The 20,917-nt window shown below is 67.5% G+C and carries 21 protein-coding genes and 1 tRNA gene; 18 read left to right on the plus strand and 4 right to left on the minus strand.

Annotated elements, in window-relative coordinates:
• Nucleotides 1-36: 36 nt before the first annotated feature.
• From FVP77_RS12595 to FVP77_RS12605, 3 genes are read left to right on the plus strand one after another with little or no spacing between them, the layout of a single operon-like run.
• Entirely contained in the window at nucleotides 37-876 is an 840-nt protein-coding gene (locus FVP77_RS12595) for a carbohydrate ABC transporter permease (protein WP_147894934.1), read from the plus strand.
• Entirely contained in the window at nucleotides 873-1,724 is an 852-nt protein-coding gene (locus tag FVP77_RS12600) for a carbohydrate ABC transporter permease (protein ID WP_147894935.1), read from the plus strand. The genes FVP77_RS12595 and FVP77_RS12600 overlap by 4 nt, the downstream gene beginning before the upstream one ends.
• Nucleotides 1,725-1,769: 45 nt before the next feature.
• Nucleotides 1,770-2,141, plus strand: coding sequence for an L-rhamnose mutarotase (locus FVP77_RS12605; RefSeq protein WP_147894936.1), 372 nt, complete (start codon nucleotides 1,770-1,772; stop codon nucleotides 2,139-2,141).
• Nucleotides 2,142-2,162: 21 nt separating this feature from the next.
• On the opposite strand, the gene FVP77_RS12610 is transcribed toward FVP77_RS12605, so the two are convergent.
• Together FVP77_RS12610 and FVP77_RS12615 are read right to left on the minus strand one after the other, a co-directional pair.
• Nucleotides 2,163-3,275 carry a substrate-binding domain-containing protein gene (locus tag FVP77_RS12610; protein ID WP_147894937.1) on the minus strand — a complete coding sequence of 371 codons (1,113 nt, stop codon included), beginning with the start codon at nucleotides 3,273-3,275 and terminating at the stop codon, nucleotides 2,163-2,165.
• A complete protein-coding gene (locus FVP77_RS12615; protein WP_246134102.1) occupies nucleotides 3,272-5,065 on the minus strand; it encodes a heparinase II/III domain-containing protein in 1,794 nt (597 codons plus the stop codon). The genes FVP77_RS12610 and FVP77_RS12615 overlap by 4 nt, the downstream gene beginning before the upstream one ends.
• Before the next feature lie 344 nt (nucleotides 5,066-5,409).
• Here FVP77_RS12615 and FVP77_RS12620 point away from each other — a divergent pair, with 344 nt between their 5' ends.
• From FVP77_RS12620 to FVP77_RS12680, 13 genes are all read left to right on the plus strand, one after another.
• The gene (locus FVP77_RS12620) at nucleotides 5,410-7,419 is read left to right on the plus strand and encodes a DUF2264 domain-containing protein (protein WP_147894939.1); all 2,010 of its coding nucleotides are present in this window, start codon (nucleotides 5,410-5,412) and stop codon (nucleotides 7,417-7,419) included.
• Entirely contained in the window at nucleotides 7,416-8,708 is a 1,293-nt protein-coding gene (locus FVP77_RS12625; RefSeq protein WP_147894940.1) for an ABC transporter substrate-binding protein, read from the plus strand. The genes FVP77_RS12620 and FVP77_RS12625 overlap by 4 nt, the downstream gene beginning before the upstream one ends.
• Before the next feature lie 94 nt (nucleotides 8,709-8,802).
• On the plus strand, nucleotides 8,803-9,735 hold the full coding sequence (locus FVP77_RS12630) for a carbohydrate ABC transporter permease (RefSeq protein ID WP_147894941.1): 933 nt from the start codon (nucleotides 8,803-8,805) through the stop codon (nucleotides 9,733-9,735).
• On the plus strand, nucleotides 9,735-10,655 hold the full coding sequence (locus FVP77_RS12635; RefSeq protein ID WP_147894942.1) for a carbohydrate ABC transporter permease: 921 nt from the start codon (nucleotides 9,735-9,737) through the stop codon (nucleotides 10,653-10,655). Before FVP77_RS12630 ends, FVP77_RS12635 begins: the two co-directional genes overlap by 1 nt.
• 2 nt (nucleotides 10,656-10,657) lie before the next feature.
• Nucleotides 10,658-11,326, plus strand: coding sequence for a DUF624 domain-containing protein (locus FVP77_RS12640; protein WP_246134103.1), 669 nt, complete (start codon nucleotides 10,658-10,660; stop codon nucleotides 11,324-11,326).
• A gap of 26 nt (nucleotides 11,327-11,352) precedes the next feature.
• Nucleotides 11,353-12,567: a glycoside hydrolase family 88 protein gene (locus FVP77_RS12645; RefSeq protein ID WP_147894943.1), complete on the plus strand. Its 1,215-nt coding sequence runs from the start codon at nucleotides 11,353-11,355 to the stop codon at nucleotides 12,565-12,567.
• Between the two features lie 41 nt (nucleotides 12,568-12,608).
• Nucleotides 12,609-13,436 carry a fumarylacetoacetate hydrolase family protein gene (locus FVP77_RS12650; protein ID WP_246134104.1) on the plus strand — a complete coding sequence of 276 codons (828 nt, stop codon included), beginning with the start codon at nucleotides 12,609-12,611 and terminating at the stop codon, nucleotides 13,434-13,436.
• Nucleotides 13,433-14,197, plus strand: a complete 765-nt coding sequence (gene kduD / locus FVP77_RS12655) for a 2-dehydro-3-deoxy-D-gluconate 5-dehydrogenase KduD (RefSeq protein WP_147894944.1) — start codon at nucleotides 13,433-13,435, stop codon at nucleotides 14,195-14,197. Before FVP77_RS12650 ends, kduD begins: the two co-directional genes overlap by 4 nt.
• Before the next feature lie 34 nt (nucleotides 14,198-14,231).
• Complete coding sequence (kduI, locus tag FVP77_RS12660) at nucleotides 14,232-15,062, plus strand: 5-dehydro-4-deoxy-D-glucuronate isomerase (RefSeq protein ID WP_147894945.1); 831 nt, start codon at nucleotides 14,232-14,234, stop codon at nucleotides 15,060-15,062.
• A 2-nt stretch (nucleotides 15,063-15,064) separates the two neighbouring features.
• A complete protein-coding gene (locus FVP77_RS12665) occupies nucleotides 15,065-15,976 on the plus strand; it encodes a sugar kinase (RefSeq protein ID WP_246134105.1) in 912 nt (303 codons plus the stop codon).
• On the plus strand, nucleotides 15,973-16,614 hold the full coding sequence (locus tag FVP77_RS12670; protein WP_147894946.1) for a bifunctional 4-hydroxy-2-oxoglutarate aldolase/2-dehydro-3-deoxy-phosphogluconate aldolase: 642 nt from the start codon (nucleotides 15,973-15,975) through the stop codon (nucleotides 16,612-16,614). Before FVP77_RS12665 ends, FVP77_RS12670 begins: the two co-directional genes overlap by 4 nt.
• Nucleotides 16,615-16,711: 97 nt before the next feature.
• Nucleotides 16,712-17,638, plus strand: a complete 927-nt coding sequence (locus tag FVP77_RS12675) for a LacI family DNA-binding transcriptional regulator (RefSeq protein ID WP_147894947.1) — start codon at nucleotides 16,712-16,714, stop codon at nucleotides 17,636-17,638.
• A 307-nt stretch (nucleotides 17,639-17,945) separates the two neighbouring features.
• Nucleotides 17,946-18,209 (plus strand): S-4TM family putative pore-forming effector, encoded by a 264-nt coding sequence (locus tag FVP77_RS12680; RefSeq protein ID WP_147894948.1) that lies wholly within the window; start codon nucleotides 17,946-17,948, stop codon nucleotides 18,207-18,209.
• Between the two features lie 466 nt (nucleotides 18,210-18,675).
• On the opposite strand, the gene FVP77_RS12685 is transcribed toward FVP77_RS12680, so the two are convergent.
• Nucleotides 18,676-18,749 (minus strand) — tRNA-Gly (locus FVP77_RS12685).
• A 200-nt stretch (nucleotides 18,750-18,949) separates the two neighbouring features.
• On the opposite strand from FVP77_RS12685, the gene dcd reads away from it, so the two are divergent.
• Nucleotides 18,950-19,555 (plus strand): dCTP deaminase, encoded by a 606-nt coding sequence (dcd, locus tag FVP77_RS12690; RefSeq protein WP_147894949.1) that lies wholly within the window; start codon nucleotides 18,950-18,952, stop codon nucleotides 19,553-19,555.
• Nucleotides 19,556-19,578: 23 nt separating this feature from the next.
• Here dcd and FVP77_RS12695 read toward each other — a convergent pair whose 3' ends face one another.
• Complete coding sequence (locus FVP77_RS12695) at nucleotides 19,579-20,283, minus strand: MarR family winged helix-turn-helix transcriptional regulator (protein WP_147894950.1); 705 nt, start codon at nucleotides 20,281-20,283, stop codon at nucleotides 19,579-19,581.
• A 117-nt stretch (nucleotides 20,284-20,400) separates the two neighbouring features.
• On the opposite strand from FVP77_RS12695, the gene FVP77_RS12700 reads away from it, so the two are divergent.
• Complete coding sequence (locus tag FVP77_RS12700; protein ID WP_246134106.1) at nucleotides 20,401-20,916, plus strand: MarR family winged helix-turn-helix transcriptional regulator; 516 nt, start codon at nucleotides 20,401-20,403, stop codon at nucleotides 20,914-20,916.
• The last annotated feature ends 1 nt before the right edge of the window (nucleotide 20,917 follow it).

Raw genomic sequence — 20,917 nt, forward strand, 5'->3', positions numbered from 1 at the left:
ACACTTCGGCGCGGTACCCCCGCCGAAGTGTGGTGGATGCTCGTCCCGGCGCTGATTATCCTCGCGCTCTTCTTCGGCCTTCCGATCGTCGATCTCATCCGGACGTCCTTCACGCGGTGGCCGGGCATCGGCGAGCCCACCTTTATCGGCACTGACAACTACATCACCGCGTTCACGAGCCCCGAGGTGCGAGAGGCGCTCCTGCGCTCCGTTCTTCTGGGTGTCGGCGCGGCACTCATCCTTTCGACGATCGCGACTGTCCTGGCCGCGCTCATCTCGGGCGGTCTCCGGGGTAAGAGCATCTATCGGGTGATCTGGTTCCTTCCCGCGATCGCGCCGCCGTCCGCCGTCGCCGTGTTCTGGGCCTTGTCCGTGCAGCCGAGATCGGGAGCGGTCAACGCGTTCCTCGGCGCCCTCGGACTCGGTGACACCCATGCGTGGCTCGCCGATCCTTCGACGGCTCTTTACGTCATCATCGCCGTCGCCGTCTGGGCCGGCGTCGGGTTCGCGTTCCTGGTCATCCTCGGCGCGATGGAGGAGGTGCCCGTCTCCGTCTATGAGGCGGCGTCGATCGACGGGGCCTCGAGAATCCGACAGTTCTTCTTCATCACGCTCCCTCTCGTGCGACCGGTGCTCTCGATGATCGTCCTCCTCGAAGTCATCTGGGCCTTCAACGGCTTCACGCTCGTATGGGGAATGACGCAGGGCGGTCCGGGTAACGCGACCAGCATCCTGCCGGTGCAGGTCTATAAGGATGCCTTCTTGTTCTCGAACTTCGGTCTCGCCGCTGCCGTCAGCGTCGTGGGCGGAATTCTGCTTCTCGTCGTCGGCCTCGTCGGCCAATGGCTGGGCTCCCGGAAAGGGGCGGACGAATGACCCGCAAGAAACGCGTGCGCGCCGGAACAGTCGTCGGCCACACCGGCGCGATCCTCTGGAGTGCCCTGGCGCTCATTCCCTTCGCGCTCATCGTCCTCTTGGCTTTCAAGTCGAACACCGATATCTACACCGATCCGCTCGGCCTCATCGGTGTCGATTGGCGTCCTGAGAATTTCTCCGAAGCGTGGAACGGGGCGCCGGGCGGCCAGGGTTTCGCGGTGTATCTGCTCAACTCGGCCGTCGTGACCTCGATCGCCATCGCGGGATGTCTGCTCGTGGGGGCACTTACCGCCTATTTCGCGACACTGGCTTCCACCCGTGTGCGGCTGCTGATCGTGCGGCTCTTCCTCGTCGCGACGACGTTGCCGTTGATCATGCTGCTCATCCCGTACTACACGGCCTTCAATGCTCTGGACCTGCTGGGCTCGCCGTGGGCGCTCGGCGTGCTCTACATCGCGCTGTGCCTTCCGACATGCGTGCTCATCCTGCATAGCTTCTACCTCGGATTCCCGTCCGAGCTCGCGGAGGCGGCCTCCATCGACGGACTCGGCCGGTTCCAGACCTTCGTGAGAATCGTCTTGCCACTCTCGAAGGGTCCGATCGTCGCGGTCGGGATGATCAACGCGTTCTTCGTGTGGGGAGAGACGCAGCTCGCGATCGTTCTTCTACAGTCGCCGTCCAGCCGCACCATTCCCGTGGGTCTGCTCGACTTTAAGGGGCAGTTCGCCAGCAACACCGGCGCCATCTTCGCGGGGTTGACGCTGGCGACGATCCCGCTCATCATCGTCTACCTGATCTTCAACCGGACGATCACGAAGGGCGTCGCCCTCGGCGGAGTCTTCCGTTAGCCACCGCCGGCGGATCTCATCCCCTTGACCAGAAAGGAAGCGTCCGTGGCGCAGACGAGTACCCCCAGCCGGATCTGTTTCACCCTGCAGGTGCGGCCGGAGATGCTGGCCGAGTACATCGAGAAACACTCGCCGGTGAGCAGCGAGATGCTCGCGGAGATCGCCGCCGCGGGGCGTCGCAACTACTCGCTGTTCGTCGATGACCAGGGTTGTCTCATCGGCTACTACGAGACGGACGACGATGCTGCGGCGCAGAGGTATCTCGCAGCGTCCCCCGTCGCCGCTCGGTGGGAGGCGGAAATGGCGCCCTACTTCATGGCGCTCACCGGCCGGCCCGACCAGGCTGCTCGCCAGCTTCGCGAGGTGTTCCACCTCGAGACGCAGTCGGCGTCCTCGGATCAGCCGCCTCGGAGATGACGCACAGAGGTACCGACGACCTCACGTGTTCCTTGGCGCGGCGGTGCTCTGGCGGACCATCAGTGTAGGGCTGATCACAACACGATGTGTGGGGCGGTCGGGCGAACTGATCCGTTTGGCCAGGAGGTCGACGGCCGCATGGCCCACGGTCGCGCGCGGGGGGCTGACGGCCGTGAGTGCAGGGCTGAAGAGTTGGGCGACCTCATCGTCGTACGCGATGACCGACAGATCGCCCGGCACCGAGATTCCCCGATTCAGAGCGAGATCGACGATAGCCATCGCTTCCGGATCGGAATGCACGAGCAGGCCCGTCGTCCTCGCCTTCAGAACCGCGTCGAGGGTGTGATCGACGACGCTCGAGAAATCGGCGCTCCCACGATCGGGAAGCACTTCCTCGATCCCGTGGCCCGGCATGAGACCCAGCTCCTCGCAGGCGGCGTGCCAGCCCGTGGCGATCCTGCGCGATGTCGGTGAATTGCGTGAGAGAACCAGACCCACCTTGGTATGCCCGAGCTCTGCGAGATGACGGGCCGCCAGCACGGCACCGAAGGCGTGGTCGCTCACCACGGACTCCACGGGCCGCCCCTCGGGGTAGACCACTGCGTCACGCTCGACGAGCACGCTCGGGATTCCCGAGTCGTACAGCCACTGGATCACATCTTGCGCGTGAGGGGTGTCGGTGTTCGGGGCCGCGATGATGCCGCGCACATCCTCCGTCGCCACCAACCGCTCGAGCACGGGCCGCTCGTCCTGCAGCTCGTACGAGGCGCCTCGCAGGAGGAGCCGAACCCCCAAGCGACGCGCCTCCTCCTCCATGCCCCGCACGACTCCCGGCCAGTAGTAGTTCAAGGAAGGCACGAGCACCGCGATCGCCCCCGCATCGACATCCGGGAGGGATGCGGGGACCACGTCGGACAGGTGGGGCGTGCCGCCGGTCGCCACGGCGCCGCCGTGCACTCGCTGAAGCAGACCCTCACCCTCCATCTGTGCGAGATCGCGGCGCAAGGTAACCGGCGCGACACCCAGGTCGGCGAGCAACTGCGAGACCCGGACGGCACCGTCGCGAGCGAGCGCCGCGAGAACGTGCGCTCTGCGCTCGGCGGCGAGGGGCGGATGCTGCAGCTGATCGGTCATCGCACTGCCCCCTTCTCTGTCGAGCCCGCCACGAGGCGGTCGTCCATTTCTACCGTGATTACGGCTCGAGCTCGATCGTCGACAGGGAGGATGACGCGAGTGAGCGTACGCCCCCACACATCGGAGAGGAACGGGTCGGTCAGCGAGCGGACCTCTGAGCGCGCGATGATCTCCCTCGGCCAGCGCACCACCACCGGCGGCGCCGAAGCCACGGGGACGACCCGCGCACCGCCCGGGTGCAGCGACACGGTTCCCGCGATGAGCAGGTGCAGAGACGTCGAAGCGGGCGAACCCACGGAGGGCTCGAGCTGCCACTCGTCGATGATCTCCACCCGCTGCGCGCGTCGATCCAATCGTGCCCGTCGGCGCCACCCGTGGAGCGCATCCACGTCGTAGGCGCCCGCGAGCTCCAGGTCCTGCGCGGACGCGTGGTCGCTGACGTCGACGACGACGTCACTCGCTGCCCAACGCCTCCCCGGCGGCTGGGCAGCGCCTCGAATCTCGGGCACGTTATGCCAGGTGCTCTGCATCGTCCAGATGTCGTAACGGTCGGGGCCGAAGGTCTGCTTGGTGTACGTCGGGCGCCCGGCATCCACGATGACGGGGACTCCGTCGGCGGCGACGATGAACGAGCCGACGTCGTTGTGATTGTGGTTCTCGCCGTTGTGGCCGCCTTTCACAACGAGGGTCAGGCCCTCCGTCCGGCCCGCGTCTTGCCGCGCGAGCAGCATCTGCGTAGAGGGCAGGACGACGTCGCGGGGGAGCGGAGTCGTCCCCGCGGCGCCCACCCACGCCGGATCCGTCATCCCTCGCAGGACTCGACCGAGACCCTCTGCTTCGGAGGCCACAGCCGCGCCCTCGTTCCGATGCGAGGCGGCGTGCGCAGCTGCGGCGTCGTCGCCGACGCGGAGCGCCGCGCGATGAAGCGCGTGCCAGGGCTGATCGGTCGAGGGTCGGGCCTGACCGTCGGCGAAGTTGACGTACCACGGCCCCCCCAAATGGCTGCGGTGGGGGAAGGCGATCGTCTCGCGCAACGCGGCGATGTGACGCGTCGGGTCGAGCGCATCTCCGGTGGCGACGGCCAGCAGATCGAGAGCCTCGAGGGCCCGGCATGCGCCGTTCCACCAGTAGCCGAAACCCTCGTCGATCGCCCCGTCGTCCGGGAGCGCCGCGACATAGCGGTCGATGCCGTCGAGGGCGAGGGCGATCGTCTCGACGCGCAGTCGTGAGTCGCGGGGGTCGTCGAGCAGTCGTAGTGCAGCGGTGAGGACGTTTCCATGGATCCAGGGATTCCAGTTGTGCACGTCACCGTCGAGACCGATCCAGTGCCAATCGCGCCGCTCAAGGAAAGGGTCGATGACGCGCTCGCGTACCTCGTCGCGGATCCGGGCGCGGAGCCCCGGGTAGCGGGCATCGAGCGCGTCCGCGAGGAGATGGTCGATCCAGGCGAGTTGTGCGGCGACTTCGCCAGCGCCGAGGTCGAGGAACGGCGCGGAGATCGTCGCCAAGACGGCGCCGTGGCGCTCGCGGGTGTCGTCATGAGCCGGCCAGCACCACGACGACTGCTCGCAGAGCAGCTGGACGCCGTCGGCCACCGCGTCGATCCACGCGTCGTCGAGAGTGTGCGCCGCGGCCACCACGGCTCGCGTGAGCCGGCGCTGTCGTTCGAATGCCGGGCGCTCCCATACCTCGCGGTCGCCGTCGCGGTGCACACGGGCGGCGTCGCTCGCGAGGGGTTGGGGCCAGGAGGTGTCACGCTCCGCCTCCGCGCGCCCGATGATGGCTCGCACCGTCGGCGAATCGACGGACCCCGCCGGACCCCACACGCCGCGATCGGTCGCCGAAGAGACAGGCAGCGACTGATCGGGCGGAGGGAGGAGCCGTGAAAGTGCGACCTCCCATTCGCCCGTGTCCGCGCCCGCCTGACTCGCAAGAATGTCGATGAGCGGCCGAACTCTCGACCCGGTGAGCGTCGTGGCGATGATTGGCCCCTTCCGATGGCGGGCTTCTCTGCCCGAAGCGATCATAAACGATCATATAGATAAATATTCGTTCTTGCAATGAACGAGATGGGTCGGTAATCTCCCAAACCGGACGAACTTTTCCTGTCGTCCCTACCATTCAAGGGAGAATCGTGGTCACCGTCGACTGGAGCAGGGAGCAGTGGGTGGCGCTCGCCGACCGAATGCTTGGTGCCGTCGAACCATGGGCCTCTCCCCGCTTCTCCCGCATCACCCTCCCCGGCGAGGCGGGCGGATACGGAACGGATGTCGACGGCCTCGAAGGATTCGCCCGGACCTTCCTTCTCGCGGGCTTCCGCATCGCAGGGGCGCGAGGGCAGGGCGTCGATCGGCTCATCGCGAACTACGCCAGCGGTATCCGCGCCGGTGTCGACCCCGCAGACCCCGACCGATGGGTGCGGTTGGACGAGCATCCGCAGGCGAAGGTGGAAGCAGCATCCATCGCCCTCATCCTCGATATGACGCGCCCGTGGATCTGGGACCAGCTCGACGAGCTGACCCGATCGCGCGTCATCGAGTACCTCGCACCCGTCGTCGGGGACGAGACGTACCCGCAGACCAATTGGGTGTGGTTCCGCCTCGTGGTGCAGACCTTTCTCCGCTCGGTCGGCGGGCCCTGGTCGGCGACGGATATCGCCGCCGACCTCGCCCGCCACGACTCGTTCGCTCGCGGGGGCGGGTGGTCGTCCGACGGGGATGAGCGGGCGTTCGACCACTACGTCGGATGGGCGCTTCACGTGTACCCCGTGCTCTGGGCACGGATGCAGGGAGCATCTGACCTCGCAGACGGGCGCACGGCGTCGGACGTCGCCGCGCTCGATCGTTATCTCCTCGATGCGGTCGCCCTCGTCGGCGCGGACGGTGCCCCGCTGTTCCAAGGTCGGAGCCTCGTCTACCGCTTCGCCGCCGCCGCCCCCTTCTGGGCAGGAGTGCTCGCCGGAGTCTCCTCCACCGATGCGGGCACCCTTCGCCGCGCGGCTTCCGCCGTCGTCGAGTATTTCGGCGCTCACGGGGTGCCGGATGCCGACGGACTGCTCACTCTCGGATGGCACGGCGCCTGGCCCGTCCTCGCACAGTCGTACTCCGGTCCGGCCTCCCCCTACTGGGCGGCGAAAGGGCTGCTGGGCATCGCCTTGCCGGCCGACCACCCCGTCTGGAAGGCGGCCGGTCAGCCTCTCCCCATCGAGAGGGGTGACGACATGCGCGTGATCGACGCGGCGGGGTGGGTCGTCTCGGGGACGCACGCTGACGGGGTGGTGCGCGTCGTCAACCACGGGACCGATCACGCGTTGGCCGACGCCGTCACCGCCGACTCGCCGCTGTATGCGCGCATGGGGTACTCGACCGCCACCACTCCCCTCCTCGATCCGCGAGCGTGGCGAGAGCCCGTGGAACAGTCCGTCGTGCTCGTCGACGAACAGGGGCGCAGCACCCATCGCACCGCGATGCGAATACTGGATGCGCGGATCGACGTCGAATCTTCGGGCGATCGGATCGGTGTCGCGGGGTCTGTCACGCGCGCGCACTGGATGCATTTCGACGACGGTCAGGTCGGTCACGGATCGGGCCTGGTCGGGGAGCCGACCTTCGCGGCCGACATCATCACCTGGTCCATCGTCCGCGGCGAGTGGGAGGTGCGCTGCGTCTACGTCAGCAACCCCTCGTCGGGCATCTGTACCGACTACTTGAAGGTTCGCCTCGGCGGATGGGCTCTTGCCGCAGACGCTGCCGACATCATCACCGGCGGCGGAGCCGCAGCTGTTTCCGCCGGCCCGCTCCACAGCGTCATCCAGGCACTCGGACGCCCCGCTGACACCGCAGTCATCGAACACCCCGACGCGAGTCCCCTCGGCGCGCGCTCGTTCGTCCCCACCGTGGCGAGCGCGCTCGCCGTGGGGGAGTGGACCCTCACCGCTCTGGCTCTGCGCGGGACGACCGGACCGGTGCCCGACGCGCAGCTCATCGACGAGCGTCCGTCGGTGAGTGTCACGTGGCCGGATGGAGCCCGCACCGTGACCGATCTTTCCCACCCCCATGACCGCGAGTGCGTCACCGAAGCATCGCCGGTCACCGGAAACCCACCGTCGGGTTCCGGCGCCATCGCAAAGGAGCAGCACACATGAAGTACAAGATCGCAGCCGCCGGAGCGCTCGCTGTCTCAGCAGCCCTCACCCTGACCGCGTGCGGGGGAGGGACGACGGAGGCTTCCGGCCCGGTGACGCTCACGCTGTCAGGCTGGAGTCTGACGACGACGCCGGAATTCCAGGTGCTCGCCGACGGCTTCCACGAGAAGTACCCCGACGTCACCGTCGAACTCAAGGAGTACGACCCCGCCGAGTACAACACGCTGGTCACGGCCGACCTCGCCGCAGGGGCAGGCCCCGACATCATCACGCAGAAGGAGGTCAGGTACGTCACGACCTTCCAGGAGGGCGGACAGCTCCTCGACGTCTCCGATGTGACCTTGCCCGACGGCATCAGCGGCACGGGTTCTTACGAGATCGACGGTGCGACCTATGCCGTGCCCTACCGCCAGGACTCGTGGGTGCTCTACTACAACAAAGACCTCTTCGACGCCGCGGGCATCACCTACCCCGACGGCTCGTGGACGTGGGACGACTACGCCGCGGCCGAGGAGGATCTCGCCGCCGCCCTGGCGGACACGGGCAGCCCGGCGTACGGCGCGTACCAGCACCGCTGGCAGTCGACGGTGCAGGGCTTCGCGAACGCGCAGTCGCCCGACGCCGACATTCTCAGCGGCGAGTTCGACTACCTCGAGCCCTACTACGACCGCTCGATCGCGCTGCAGGACGACAAGGCCCAGGTCGACTACAACACGAGTGCTGCGAATCAGCTCGGCTACGGGTCGGAATTCGGCACACAGAAGGCGGCCATGATGCTGATGGGCACGTGGTACGTAGGATCGCTCGCCGCACAGCAGGCCTCAGGAGACGCGCAGGACTTCGCGTGGGGTGTTGCGCCCGCCCCGCAGTACGACTCCTCCACCGCAGGCATCGACAACACGCCGGTCACGTTCGGCGACCCGACCGGGTTCGGCATCAATGCGGGCATCGACGGCTCGAAGACGCAGGCGGCGAAGGACTTCCTCACCTACGCGGCGAGTGCCGATGCCGCGAAGCGCCTCGCCGAGATCGCCATCTCGCCGGCGCTCCTGGATGACGACATCGCCGAGAGCTACTTCGCCTCGCCCGGTGTGCCGACCGACGAGCTCTCGCGCTTCGCGATCTCCACGCACGAGACGAAGCCCGAGAACCCCACGTCGAATAAGACGGCCGCCGTCCAGAGCATCCTGGGCGACCTGCACACCGGCGTGATGTCCGGATCGCAGTCGGTCGGCGACGCGATCGCCACCGCGCAGGACCGCGTGGCCAGCGAGGTCGGTTCGAACTGACCGGTGAGGGCCCCCTCGGGCCCTCACCGCGGTGGCCGGCCGGGGGGACCGGCCACCGCATCCCCCCCCTCTTTCCGCTCAACGAGGAGTCTCCATGACCACCACCGTCCCGGAGGTCGGTACGACCGCGCCGCCTCCCGTGCGCAAGCGCCGTTCGGCGTTGCGGCGCCGCAACGCGCTCATCGGGTGGAGCTTCATCCTGCCCAACTTCGTCGGCTTCGGGTTCCTGACCCTCTTGCCGGTGCTCATCCTCTTCTACATGGCGTTCACGAACTGGAACGTCTTCGGCAAGGCCGACTGGATCGGCTTCGCCAACTTCAGTCGTCTGCTGAGCGACGGCAGCTTCCACATCGCCTTCTGGAACACGATCTACTACTCGGCTCTGCACATCCCGCTGACGATCGTGGCCTCACTCGGTCTGGCACTGCTGCTCAACAACAAGCTGCGCGGGGTGGCCTTCTTCCGCACCGCCGCCTTCTTCCCGTACATCACCTCGATCGTCGCGATCGCGGTGGTGTGGAACCTGCTCTTCAGCCCCGAGTACGGGCCGATCAACGAGGCATTGCGCGCCGTGGGATTCGCGAACCCGCCGGGGTGGCTCACGTCGTCCGAGTGGGCGATGCCCGCCGTGGTGATCGTCAGCACCTGGCGCGACATGGGGTACTACATGATCCTGTTCCTCGCGGGGTTGCAGACGGTCCCGCGGGAGCTGCACGAGGCAGCGAGGGTCGACGGGGCGAACGTCATCCAGCGCTTCTTCAGCGTCACGTTGCCGTGCCTTCGCCCGACGATGTTCTTCGTCACGGTGATCCTCACCATCAACTCGTTCAAGATCTTCGACCTGATCCTCGTGATGACCGACGGCGGGCCGGGACAGTCGACGTCGGTGCTGTCGCAGTTCATCTACCGCAAGGGCTTCGAAGAGTCGCAGTTCGGTTATGCGTCGGCCGCGGCCGTCGCCCTGTTCTTCCTCTGCATCATCGTCACGATCCTGCAGTTCCTCTGGAACAAGAAGCGGAGTGTGTGATGTCCAAACTCCTCGTCCCCGCCGATGACCGCCGGGCCATCCGCCGGCTAGCCGAGAACCCGGGTCCGCTGCCGGCCCGCCGACGCGGTACCCGGCGTCTGCGACCGCTCGGGCGCGTGCTCGGATACCTGGCCCTCGCGGTGTTCGCCGTCGGTCTGCTCACGCCGTTCGTCTGGATGGTGCTGAGTTCGCTCAAGTCGCCGAACGAGGTCTTCTCGGTGCCGATCGTCTGGCTGCCCGAGACCTTCGTCTGGAGCAACTACATCGACATCCTGAGCCGTGCCGACATGTTGACGTGGATCCGCAACACCTTGTTCCTGGCGACGGCGGTCACGTTCCTCCAGGTGTTGACGGGCTCCTTCGCTGCCTACGGGTTCGCCCGCATCCGGTTCCCCGGCCGCGACGCGCTCTTCCTCGTGTACATCGGCACGATCGCCGTGCCGTGGCAGTCGTACATGATCCCGCAGTTCATCCTGCTGTCGAACCTCAAGGTATCCAACACGCTGTGGGCGATCATCCTGCTCCAGGCGTTCGGCGCCTTCGGCGTCTTCCTCATGAAGCAGTACTACGAGACGATCCCCGAGGAACTCAGCGAGGCTGCTCGACTCGACGGGCTCAGCGAGTACGGCATCTGGCGACGCATCATGCTGCCCCTGTCCGTCCCCGCGTTGGCGAGCCTGACATTGCTCACCTTCGTCAACACGTGGAACGACTACCTCGGACCGCTCATCTACCTGCGCAATCCCGACCTGTGGACCATCCAGCTGGGACTGAAGAGCTTCGCGTCGAACTTGTACGACACCAACTACGCGTTGCTGTTCGCGGGTCTGACCATCTCGGTCATCCCCATCGCGGTCATCTTCCTCCTCGGCCAGAAGTACTTCATCGAGGGCCTCGCGACGAGCGGGCTGAAGGGCTGATCGTGCGTCGCGTCTCGCATGACACCTGGGGTGCGATCCTCGGTGTGTTCTACCTCGGCCTCATGGGCAATCTGCTCACGTGCGCAGCATCCCTTCCGGTCGTCGTGTTGCTGATGACGACCGACCCGGCCGTGTCCTGGCCGTGGATCGCGCTGACAGCGCCCCTGGCGGCGCCCGCTCTCACCGCGATGTTCCGCGTCTTCCGCGACAGCGGCGACGGTTCATCAGCGGTCGTGCGCCCCTACCTACGGGCGTGGCTGCTCGTCTGGCGGCGTTCGATGATCACGGGACTGCTGATCACCGCGGTGCTGGTCGTTCTCGCGGTCGACGTGCGGATGCTGTCGGACACGCCGTTCTCTGTGATCACGGTGCCTGCGCTTCTCGTACTCGCTTTCGTCGCCCTGGCGGCGGGTCTGCTCGCTCTCGTGGCCGTCAGCGAGGAGCCGACCGCACGATTGCGAGACGTGCTGCGCGCCAGCCTGGTGCTGTCGGTGCGGCGGTGGCCGTTCAGCATCGTGTCGATCGTGGTCCTGGGTGTTCAGGTCGCGCTGTTCGCGAACTATCCGGCGCTCGCGCTCGGCTTGACCGCCGCCCCCGCGCTGTATGTGGCGTGGGCCAACTCCCGGTACTGCCTGCGGCCTGTTCTCGCCGTTGCCGAAGCCACTTCTTGATCGCCCTCGACGAAGGACGCCATCCCATGAGTCACCTGTCCCTCCCCTCCTCCACCTCGGCAGGTGCGACGGTCTCCGCAATCGACGCGCGGTCGGCGATCGAGGCCGCACTGCAGACGGTGCGCCGAAACATCGAGGCCTGGGGTCCGTCGTACCCGGACGACACCACTCGAAATGGTCGCTACCGGCCGCGCCCCGCCGGCGCCGGTGTCGGGGAGGGCGGCAATCGCGGGTGGACAACCAGCTTCTGGCCCGGCATGCAATGGCTCTCCTGGGAGATGTCCGGCGACGAGACGTTCCGGTCGGCAGCCCAGTCCCACGCGGCGGACTTCTCCCGGCGGGTCCGAGAAGGCGTCGACCTCGACACCCATGATCTCGGCTTCCTGTACAGCCTCGCGTCGGTGACCACGTCGCGGATGGGTTCGGACCCGGAGATCAGGGATGACGCGAAGAACGCGGCGCTCCTCGCCGCCGATCACCTGATGGCGCGCTTTCTCGAACCGGCCGGCATCATCCAGGCCTGGGGAGATCTTCGCGATCCGGCGCAGGCCGGCCGGACCATCATCGACAGCCTGATGAACATGCCGCTGCTGAGCTGGGCAGCCAGGCAGACGGGCGACCCGCGGTACTCCGACGCTGTCCGCCGCCACGCCGCACAGTTGCAGGCCCATATCCTCCGACCTGACGACACGACCTTCCACACCTTCTACTGGGATGTCGAGTCGGGGCGACCCCTCCGCGGGGCGACCGAGCAGGGTGCCTTCGACGATTCCTGCTGGGCCAGGGGTCAGGCGTGGGGCATCTATGGATTCGCCATCAACTCCCGCGCCACCGGAGACCCGGTTCTGCGCGAGGCGGCCTGGCGGTGCGCGCGATATTTCCTCGCCCATCTCCCCGGCGACGACGTTCCCTACTGGGACCTCGTGTACGAGGACGGCAATACCGCGCCCCGCGACAGCTCGGCCGCGGCGATCGCCGCCTGCGGTCTGTTCGAGCTCGCTCGGTGGGAGCCGGGCACGGAGCGCGCGCTCGCGGCGACAGAGGCGGGCCACCGTCTCGTTTCCGCCCTCATCGCTCGGTGCGCGCCCGAGAACCCGTCCGACTCCGACGCGCTCCTGCTGCACGGTGTGTACGACCTGCCGAAGAACGTCGGCGTGGACGAGGGGACGCTCTGGGGGGACTACTTCTACCTAGAAGCGCTCGTGCGCATCGCCGACCCGGAGTGGGTGACGTACTGGTGAGGCTCGTCAGCATCCGCACGGCCGAGGGAGAACGACCTGGCGTGGCGGTCGAGATCGACGGGATCGACCGCGTGGTCGTCGTGCCCGGCGACGACACCGTCGTCGACATACTCGGAGACCCTCGAGCCCGTGCCGCTGCCCGTCGCGCGGCCGAATCCGTCACCGCAGCGTCGCTCGCGCTGGCTGACCTCGACCTGGCGGCACCGGTGCGTCCGGGCAAGATCCTGTGCCTCGGGTACAACTACCGCGGCCACGTTCCCGACGGTCGCGACCTGCGAGCGGACGACCCCGACTTCCCCGACGTGTTCGTCAAGACGCCGAACACCCTGGGCGGCCCGAGCGACCCGGTCGTGCTGCCGACGGGGGCAGACGACGTCGACTACGAGGGTGAGATCGCCCTTGTCATCGGCAAGACGGCCCGGTCGGTGCCCCAGGAGCATGCGTTGTCGTACGTGGGAGGCTTCACCCTGCTCAACGACGTCTCCGACCGCGCCTGGCAGCGCCGGCAGAGCCAGTGGACGATGGGGAAATGCTCCGACGGGTTCGCCCCACTCGGGCCTTGGATCGTCACGAGCGACGACATCGCCGACCCGCAAGACCTGGTGGTCGAGGTGCTGCGCGATGGTCGTGTGACGGTGTCGCAATCCACCGCTACGACGATCTTCTCGGCGGCCTTCATCGTGCACTACCTCAGCACCGTCATGACACTCGAGCCCGGCGACGTGATCTCGACGGGTACCCCGCAGAAGCTTCCCGAGGCCCAGGCAGCCCACCATCCGCTCGCTTCCGGCGACGCGGTCACGGTGCGCGTGGCCGGCATCGGCGAACTCACCACCGTCTTCGTCGCTACCCCGGAGGTTCGCGCATGATTCTCGATTCGTTCCGCCTCGACGGCCAGGTCGCGCTGGTCACTGGCACCAGCCGCGGCCTCGGACATGGCGCGGCCATCGCACTCGCTGAGGCCGGCGCCGATGTCGCCCTGCTCGATCGAGGCGAAGCCACCGAGACCGCCGAACGCATCCGCGCCCTCGGACGCCGCGTACTCCCTCTGCGTTGCGACTTCGCGACCGCATCTCCCGAGGAGCTCGCATCGGCCGTCACCGAGGTCGTCGACGAGCTCGGACGAGTCGACGTCCTAGTGAACAACGCCGGCACGATCCGGCGCGCTCCCGCCATCGACTACACGCCGGACGACTGGAGCGACGTTCTGCGCGTTAACCTCGATGCCGTCTTCCACCTCTCGCAGGCCGCAGGCCGAAAGATGCTCGCGCAGGGGTCGGGCCGCATCATCAACGTCGCCTCGATGCTCTCGTTCCAGGGCGGCATCCTGGTGCCCGCGTACGCCGCATCCAAGCACGCGGTCGCCGGACTCACGAAGGCTCTCGCGAACGAATGGGCCGCGGCCGGGGTGACGGTCAACGCCGTAGCGCCGGGCTACATGGCCACCGACAACACCTCCGCTCTCCGGGCGGACGAAGACCGCGAGAAGTCGATCGTCGCGCGCATCCCCGCCGGCCGGTGGGGCGAGCCCGCCGACCTGGCGGGAGTGTTCGTCTTCCTGGCGTCGGCGGCTTCGGCCTACGTCACCGGCGCCGTCATCCCCGTCGACGGCGGCTGGCTCGTCCGATAACCCATTTCCGTCCCCTCGCCTCTCAGGAGCAACCATGCAGCAGCGCTATGCCACCAACCCCGCTCAGATACCCGCGATGAGCACCGACGACCTGCGCGGGCAGTACCTCGTGCCCGACGTCTTCGTCGACGGCGAGATCCGCGTCACCTACACCCATCACGATCGGATCGTGCTGGGGGGAGCCGTGCCCGCGGGGTCGGATCTGACGCTCACCGGCTACCCCGAGATCCGAAGCGAGTACTTCCTCGAGCACCGCGAACTCGGCATCGTGAACGTCGGTGGACCCGGTACGGTCACCGCCGACGGCGAGGTGTACACCCTGGTCACGGGGGCCTGCCTCTACCTCGGTCGCGGTGTCCGCGACGTCGTATTCGCCGATGCGCAGGCGGAGTCGGGGGCGCAGTTCTATCTCTTCTCGGCGCCCGCCCACACGTCGTACCCTACGGTGCTGGTCGGCCCCGGCGAAGGGACCGTCCGAGAACTTGGCGACCAGGTGACGTCGAACCGTCGCACGCTCAACCAGTACATCCACGAGAACGGCGTGGCCTCGTGCCAGATCGTGATGGGTGTCACACAGCTGCACCCCGGATCGATGTGGAACACGATGCCGGCGCACACGCACGACCGCCGCACCGAGTGCTACTTGTACTTCGACGTGCCGGAGGACGCACGCGTGATCCACCTGCTCGGTCAGCGTGAGGAGACACGCCACCTCGTCGTCGCCGACCGCCAGGCCGTCATCTCCCCCAGTTGGTCGTTGCATTCCGGCGTGGGGACGGCCGCGTACTCGTTCGTCTGGGCAATGGCCGGCGAGAACCAGGCGTTCGACGACATGGACGCGGCGCCCGTCACCGAGCTGCGTTGACCGTGGCTTCGCCCTCCCCCACCCCGAAGGGCGCGCTGCTGACGGTCGGGGAGACCATGGCGATGATCGCCCCCGCGCGAGCGGGGCGGGTGGAAGAGGCCGACGCATTCCTCATCGACGCCGGCGGCGCGGAATCGAATGTCGCCGCGCACGTCGCAGCCCTCGGGCATGAAACGCGGTGGTTCAGTCGGCTCGGCGACGATGCGCTGGGCCGTCGTGTCGCTCGGCAGTTGGCTTCCCGCGGTATCGACGTATCGGACGTCGTCTTCGATCGACGGCACCCCACAGGCCTCTACGTCAAAGACCCGGGGCGCGGGGTGATCTACCACCGGAGCGGATCGGCGGCGTCGCTTCTGAGCGCCGCCGACGCGGAGCGAGTGGACCTCGACGGTGTCGCCGTGATGCACGTGTCGGGCATCACGGCGGCGTTGTCGTCCTCTGCCGCGGATTTCCTCGACCGAATGATCCGCCGGGCTCGACGCGCGGACGTGACCGTGAGTATCGACGTCAACCATCGAGCCGTCCTGTGGGCGCCCGGGCGGGCAGCGGCGGCGCTCGACGCGCTCGCGCGACAAGCGGACATCCTGTTCGCCGGACGCGACGAAGCCGAGTTTCTCTGGGCCACGCCGACCGCACAAGACGTGCGGCGACGGTTTCCCGAGGTGCCAGAGCTGGTCGTCAAGGACGGCGACATCGGGGCCACGGCGTTCGTCGGCGATCGAGAGGTCTTCGAGCCTTCCGAGCGCGTCGATGTCGTTGACGTCGTCGGCGCGGGAGACGCCTTCGCGGGCGGCTACCTCGCCGCCCGACTGTCGGGCGCTGCGGTGGCCGACAGACTGCGGAGCGGGCATGCCCGTGCAGCCTTCACACTGACGACGATGGGGGACTCCATCGGAGAGAGGATCACCCGATGACGGGCACCGATTCATGGTTCGATGTCGCGTTCGCCGATGCGCCGCTCATGGCGATCCTGCGCGGCACCGGTGAGGAGCGCGCGGTGCGCCTGGCCGAGACGGCGTGGGATCTTGGTATCGATTCGGTCGAGGTCACCCTGCAGAGCAGTGATGACGAGCGAGCCCTCCGAGAAGTCGCGCGACGCGCGTCCGCCCGCGGCAAGAGCGTGGGGGCCGGCACCATCCTGACCCGGGATCAGGTCGAGGTCGCCGTTGACGCCGGGGCGGCCTTCGTCGTATCGCCGGGCTTCGACCCCGTGATCATCGACGCGGCTCGTACCCGCGGCATCCCGATCCTTCCGGGTGTGGCGACCCCGAGCGAGGTGCAGCAGGCCTACGCCAACGGACTGAGGTGGATGAAGGCGTTTCCGGCGGAATGGCTCGGCACCGGATGGTTCCGTCACCTGCGAGGCCCGTTCCCGGACGTGCGGTTCGTCGCCACCGGCGGACTGGACGCCGGCAACGTCTCGGCCTTCCTCGACGCGGGCGTGCGCGTGGCGGCCGTGGGCTCGGCGCTCGAAGACGCCACCCAACTCCACCTTCTTGCCGACATCTTGCGTCGACGCAGGGAATCCGCGCGAGACCCTGCAGGCAAGTAAGTCTCGGATACCTCCCCGCTGACCTGGCGACGCCCAGATGGAACAGGTGCCGATAAGGCCTCTCGATAGAGTCGACGCGACGGGACGGGAGGTCGCGGTGGCGGTCAGCATCAAGGATGTCGCGGCGCGAGCCGGCGTCTCAGTAGGAACCGTGTCGAACGTTCTGAACCAGCTTGCCACCGTTTCTGCGGACGTATCGAGACGAGTTGCCGATGCAATCTCGGCCCTTGGCTACATTCGCAACGACGCCGCCCGTCAGCTTCGTGCGGGCCAGAGTCGCAGCATTGGCCTGATTCTTCCGGACATCGGTAACCCGTTCTTTGCGGACGTCGTGCGCGGAGCGGACCGCAGAGCGGGGGAATTCGGCATCACGGTTCTCATCGTTACGAGCGACGGGCGCCCCGACCGCGAGAACGCGCTACTCGAACTGCTTTTGGAGCAGAGAGTTCGCGGGGTCATGATCCTTCCGGCGGCGGAGGACCTGACAGTGCTGCGCCGCGTTGCGGCGGCCGGCACACCTGTGGTGCTGGTTGACCGTGAGACTGATGACCCTGGCCTTCGGTCTGTCGCTGTCGATGACGTTGAAGGCGGGTACCTGGCCGCATCGCACCTACTCGGCCTGGGCAGGCGTCGGATTCTCGTCGTGGCAGGACCCGACGGGGTCCGCCAAGTCGTCGACCGCATTCAAGGCGCCCGTCGCGCCGTGTCTGAACACGATGGGGCTGAACTCGCCATCTCCCACCAGCCGGCGATGACCGTGGTCGAAGGGCACGCAGCGGGACTCAACCTGCTCGAAGGCGACCGAAACGCATGGCCCGACGCCGTCTTCGCCGCGAACGATCTCCTCGCTATCGGTCTCATCCAGGCTCTCGGCCAGGACCTTGAAGTGCGCATCCCGGGCGATATTGCCGTCATCGGCTACGATGACATCGACTTCGCGGCGGCTGCTGTCGTGCCACTGAGTTCTATCCGCCAGCCCGGAAAGCAGCGTTTCGGCATGCGCATTCAGGCCAACGCCGCGTGAGCCAAGCTGCACGATCAGTTCAGCTCGCGACAGATCACCAACCACCAGGCTCGTGGTCTCGCGTCGAACCCAATCTGGCAGTGACATGCTCCAAGGCTATCGACCTAGTCCTGCCCCTCCCAGAGCGCCGTCGGTAACGGTGCGATGAATGCGTCAATGATGAACCCACCTTCACCTTGCACATCTCCGATAGGGATCGCTCATCGCGCGCCCACCCAACGTTTGGTAGGACGGCGCAAGGGGTCCGGCTTATCTGATCACCGGCCCATCTGAGTCTCGTGTCGGGGTGGCGTGCCATCATCGGGTCATGTCTGACCCCAGTGGGTATTCGCCGCCTCCTTCGGCAAGCATGATTTCTCGCCAGCGAGACCCAACGGGGCTGCGCCTTCTCGTCGCTCAGCGGAAGTTGTACTCGAAGGCGAAGCGATGGCTGGGTATTCGGTGGATTGGGATGGCGGCCATGTCGAAACTCGGCACGGCGGTCGGCAGGGCAAAGAAGGCCCTCGACTATTCAAACGCTGGGTACGAGTCGCTCGCGATCGATCAACTGAAGCTGATGTTCAACCGCTGATCATAGAAGTCGTGTTGGTTTGGTCAGAGCCTTTCGCGCCTGATCTCTCACAGCCGACCGTGGATTCGCGTATACCCCGCCCGGTGAAGATGCCCGCGAGGGGTACCCCATTGGCAACAGCCTGAGTGCCCGGTAGAGGATCGTTATGCCTAACGATCCTGGAGACTGCGGACTCACCTGAGAGTCACATGAAGACGTAGCTGCGCAGTGTGCCGGATAGGCGTCCGCAACGCGTTCCGCAGAGGGTCGGCTGTTCGTGACACAGGTATCTCGCCGGACGCGCAGCTCATGCGCACGGCGGGTGCCGGTCGCCGTTGCCGGTTTGCGCCGTGAAGCGGGCGCGATGGCTAGCGAAGCTGGCGGGCCATCTTGCTGACGAGAGTCTGCGATGAGGCCTGACAGCTGAATGCGGCGTCCGGGGTGCCATCTAGCTTGAGAAAGTGCCGTCTTGCGTGAGAAGTGAGAGTGGAGGGGATGACGGGAATCGAACCCGCGCTATCAGCTTGGGAAGCTGAAGTTCTGCCATTGAACTACATCCCCGGGCAGCCTTTCGGCGTCGGGCCAGCATAACAGGGGCCTCCGCGCCGCAGCATCCTCTCGATCCGACATGGTCTCGGCGAGTGGACACGCTGTCGACGTGAAGCGGATGTCGGGTCGGCGAGCCGACATCGTCTCGGCGGGAAGGGGGCGAGGCGACGTCGCGGGGGCGGGGAGCATCGCGCCGGCTCTAGGCTGATGCCGTGCTGCTCTCCGACCGCGACATCACCCGTGAGCTCGATGCGAAGCGCATCGTGCTCGAACCCTCCGACGCGGCGATGGTGCAGCCGTCGAGCGTGGACGTGCGACTCGACCGGTACTTCCGGCTGTTCGACAACCACAAGTACCCGTTCATCGATCCGGCGGAGGATCAGCCCGAGCTGACGCGCCTGATCGAGGTGGCACCCGACGAGCCGTTCATCCTGCATCCGGGCGAGTTCGCCCTCGGCTCGACGTTCGAGCTCATCGGGCTGCCCGACGACATCGCCGCGCGGCTCGAGGGGAAGTCGTCGCTCGGCCGGCTCGGATTGCTGACCCACTCGACGGCGGGGTTCATCGACCCGGGCTTCACCGGTCACGTCACGCTCGAACTCTCCAACGTCGCGACGCTCCCCATCAAGCTCTGGCCGGGGATGAAGATCGGCCAGCTCTGCTTCTTCCAGCTGACCTCGCCGTCGGAGAACCCGTACGGCTCGGGCCCCTATGGCAACCGCTACCAGGGCCAGCGCGGGCCGACGGCGTCGCGCTCGTTCCTGAACTTCCACCGCACCGACGTCGGCGTCACCGACGCGGGGTCGGCCGGACGTTAGGCCCGACCGACCCGACCGCCGGGCTACGCGACCGGTTCGGATGCTGCGGCACGGCCGCGCTCGAACCCGGCGGTGAAGCCGCGCTCGTAGGCCTGCTCGCCGTGCGCGCCGCGCCCACCGCGCTCACCGCGCTCACCGTGCGAGCGGTGCTCGCCGCACCCGTGCTCGTGGCGCGGGCCGAATCCCCTGCGGGGGTCGAGCCCCCGCTCGCCGCCGCGCCCGAAGCCGCGGAGGCCCGGTCCGAACGCCGGGCGGAGGCCGGGACCGAAGCCCGGGCCGAACCCCCGACCGCGCCCGGCGTGGGCGTTCTCGTCCCAGCCGAGCTCGCGGGCGATCGCCTCGAGCGATGCCACGGTCGTGGCGTAGTCCTCGGGTGACACGGCGCCCGAGACCCGCTCGCGCATGCCGTCGACCAGACCGGCGAGGCGCTCCTTCTCGGCGCGCCCTTCGTCGGTGAGGCGCCAGATGCCGTCGGTCTCGACGATCCAGCCGCGGTCGGCGAGCCGTCCCACGCGCCCGCTCTTGCGGGCGAGACGTTCGGCCAGCCACGGCGCGTCGACGCTGCCGTCGACGGCGTTGAGCAGCATCCAGTCGCGACGCGAGACGTCGGCGTCGTCGAGCGACGAGGCGAACTCACGGGCGAGCAGGCCGTCGACGACGCGCAGCCAGAAGCCGAGCGGTCGAGGGGAGGGGGAGGTGTTCTCTGTGTTGATGTCTGGGTTCTCCATGAGGGAGTCCTTTCGTTGAGGCGGTCGAGAGGACCGCCTGATCCATGTCTTATGACAACTAGTTGTATCGTGACATGCATTCCCGATACATGTCAAGTCGCATGTAACTTGGATGCTGTGACCACCGATCCCGCCGAACAGATCGCCGCCGCGCTCGCCCGCCTGAGGGGTGCGCGCCCGCGTCCGCCCTGGGATCCCGAGTCGGGGCGGGGTCCGTGGGGCCATGGCGGTCCGCGTCAACGCGGCGCGATGGGCGGTGGGCCGCCCTGGGCCGATCGCGACCACGGCAGGTTCGGCGGACCCGCGCGGCTTCGTCTGCTCGAGGCGCTGCTGGCCGCATCCGACCCCCTCACGGTGAGCGAGGCGGCCGCCGCGATCGGCGTCGACCAGCCGCGCGCCTCGCGGCTCGTGCAGCAGCTCGCCGACCACGGGCTCGTGCGGCGGGAGGCCGATCCCGCCGACGCACGGCGCACGCGCATCGCTCTGACCGAGCCGGGGGAGGCGCTCGTGCGCGGGTTCCGCGGCGAGCGACGAGACGCGGTGCGCACCGCACTGGCCGACTTCAGCGACGCCGACGCGGTCGAACTGGCCCGCCTGCTGGCGAAGTTCGCCGAGGCCTGGCCCCGTCCATAGC

Source organism: Microbacterium hatanonis (assembly GCF_008017415.1).
In the GTDB taxonomy this organism is placed as follows: domain Bacteria; phylum Actinomycetota; class Actinomycetes; order Actinomycetales; family Microbacteriaceae; genus Microbacterium; species Microbacterium hatanonis.

Bases quoted from the DNA above. Each gene is read 5' to 3' on its own strand.
- FVP77_RS12610 (WP_147894937.1), bottom strand. From the start codon at position 3,275: ATGACCGATCAGCTGCAGCATCCGCCCCTCGCCGCCGAGCGCAGAGCG.
- FVP77_RS12670 (WP_147894946.1), top strand. From the start codon at position 15,973: ATGACGGGCACCGATTCATGGTTCGATGTCGCGTTCGCCGATGCGCCG.
- kduI (WP_147894945.1), top strand. From the start codon at position 14,232: ATGCAGCAGCGCTATGCCACCAACCCCGCTCAGATACCCGCGATGAGC.
- FVP77_RS12625 (WP_147894940.1), top strand. From the start codon at position 7,416: ATGAAGTACAAGATCGCAGCCGCCGGAGCGCTCGCTGTCTCAGCAGCC.
- kduD (WP_147894944.1), top strand. From the start codon at position 13,433: ATGATTCTCGATTCGTTCCGCCTCGACGGCCAGGTCGCGCTGGTCACT.
- FVP77_RS12680 (WP_147894948.1), top strand. From the start codon at position 17,946: ATGTCTGACCCCAGTGGGTATTCGCCGCCTCCTTCGGCAAGCATGATT.
- FVP77_RS12630 (WP_147894941.1), top strand. From the start codon at position 8,803: ATGACCACCACCGTCCCGGAGGTCGGTACGACCGCGCCGCCTCCCGTG.
- FVP77_RS12695 (WP_147894950.1), bottom strand. From the start codon at position 20,283: ATGGAGAACCCAGACATCAACACAGAGAACACCTCCCCCTCCCCTCGA.
- FVP77_RS12635 (WP_147894942.1), top strand. From the start codon at position 9,735: ATGTCCAAACTCCTCGTCCCCGCCGATGACCGCCGGGCCATCCGCCGG.
- FVP77_RS12600 (WP_147894935.1), top strand. From the start codon at position 873: ATGACCCGCAAGAAACGCGTGCGCGCCGGAACAGTCGTCGGCCACACC.
- FVP77_RS12645 (WP_147894943.1), top strand. From the start codon at position 11,353: ATGAGTCACCTGTCCCTCCCCTCCTCCACCTCGGCAGGTGCGACGGTC.
- FVP77_RS12595 (WP_147894934.1), top strand. From the start codon at position 37: ATGCTCGTCCCGGCGCTGATTATCCTCGCGCTCTTCTTCGGCCTTCCG.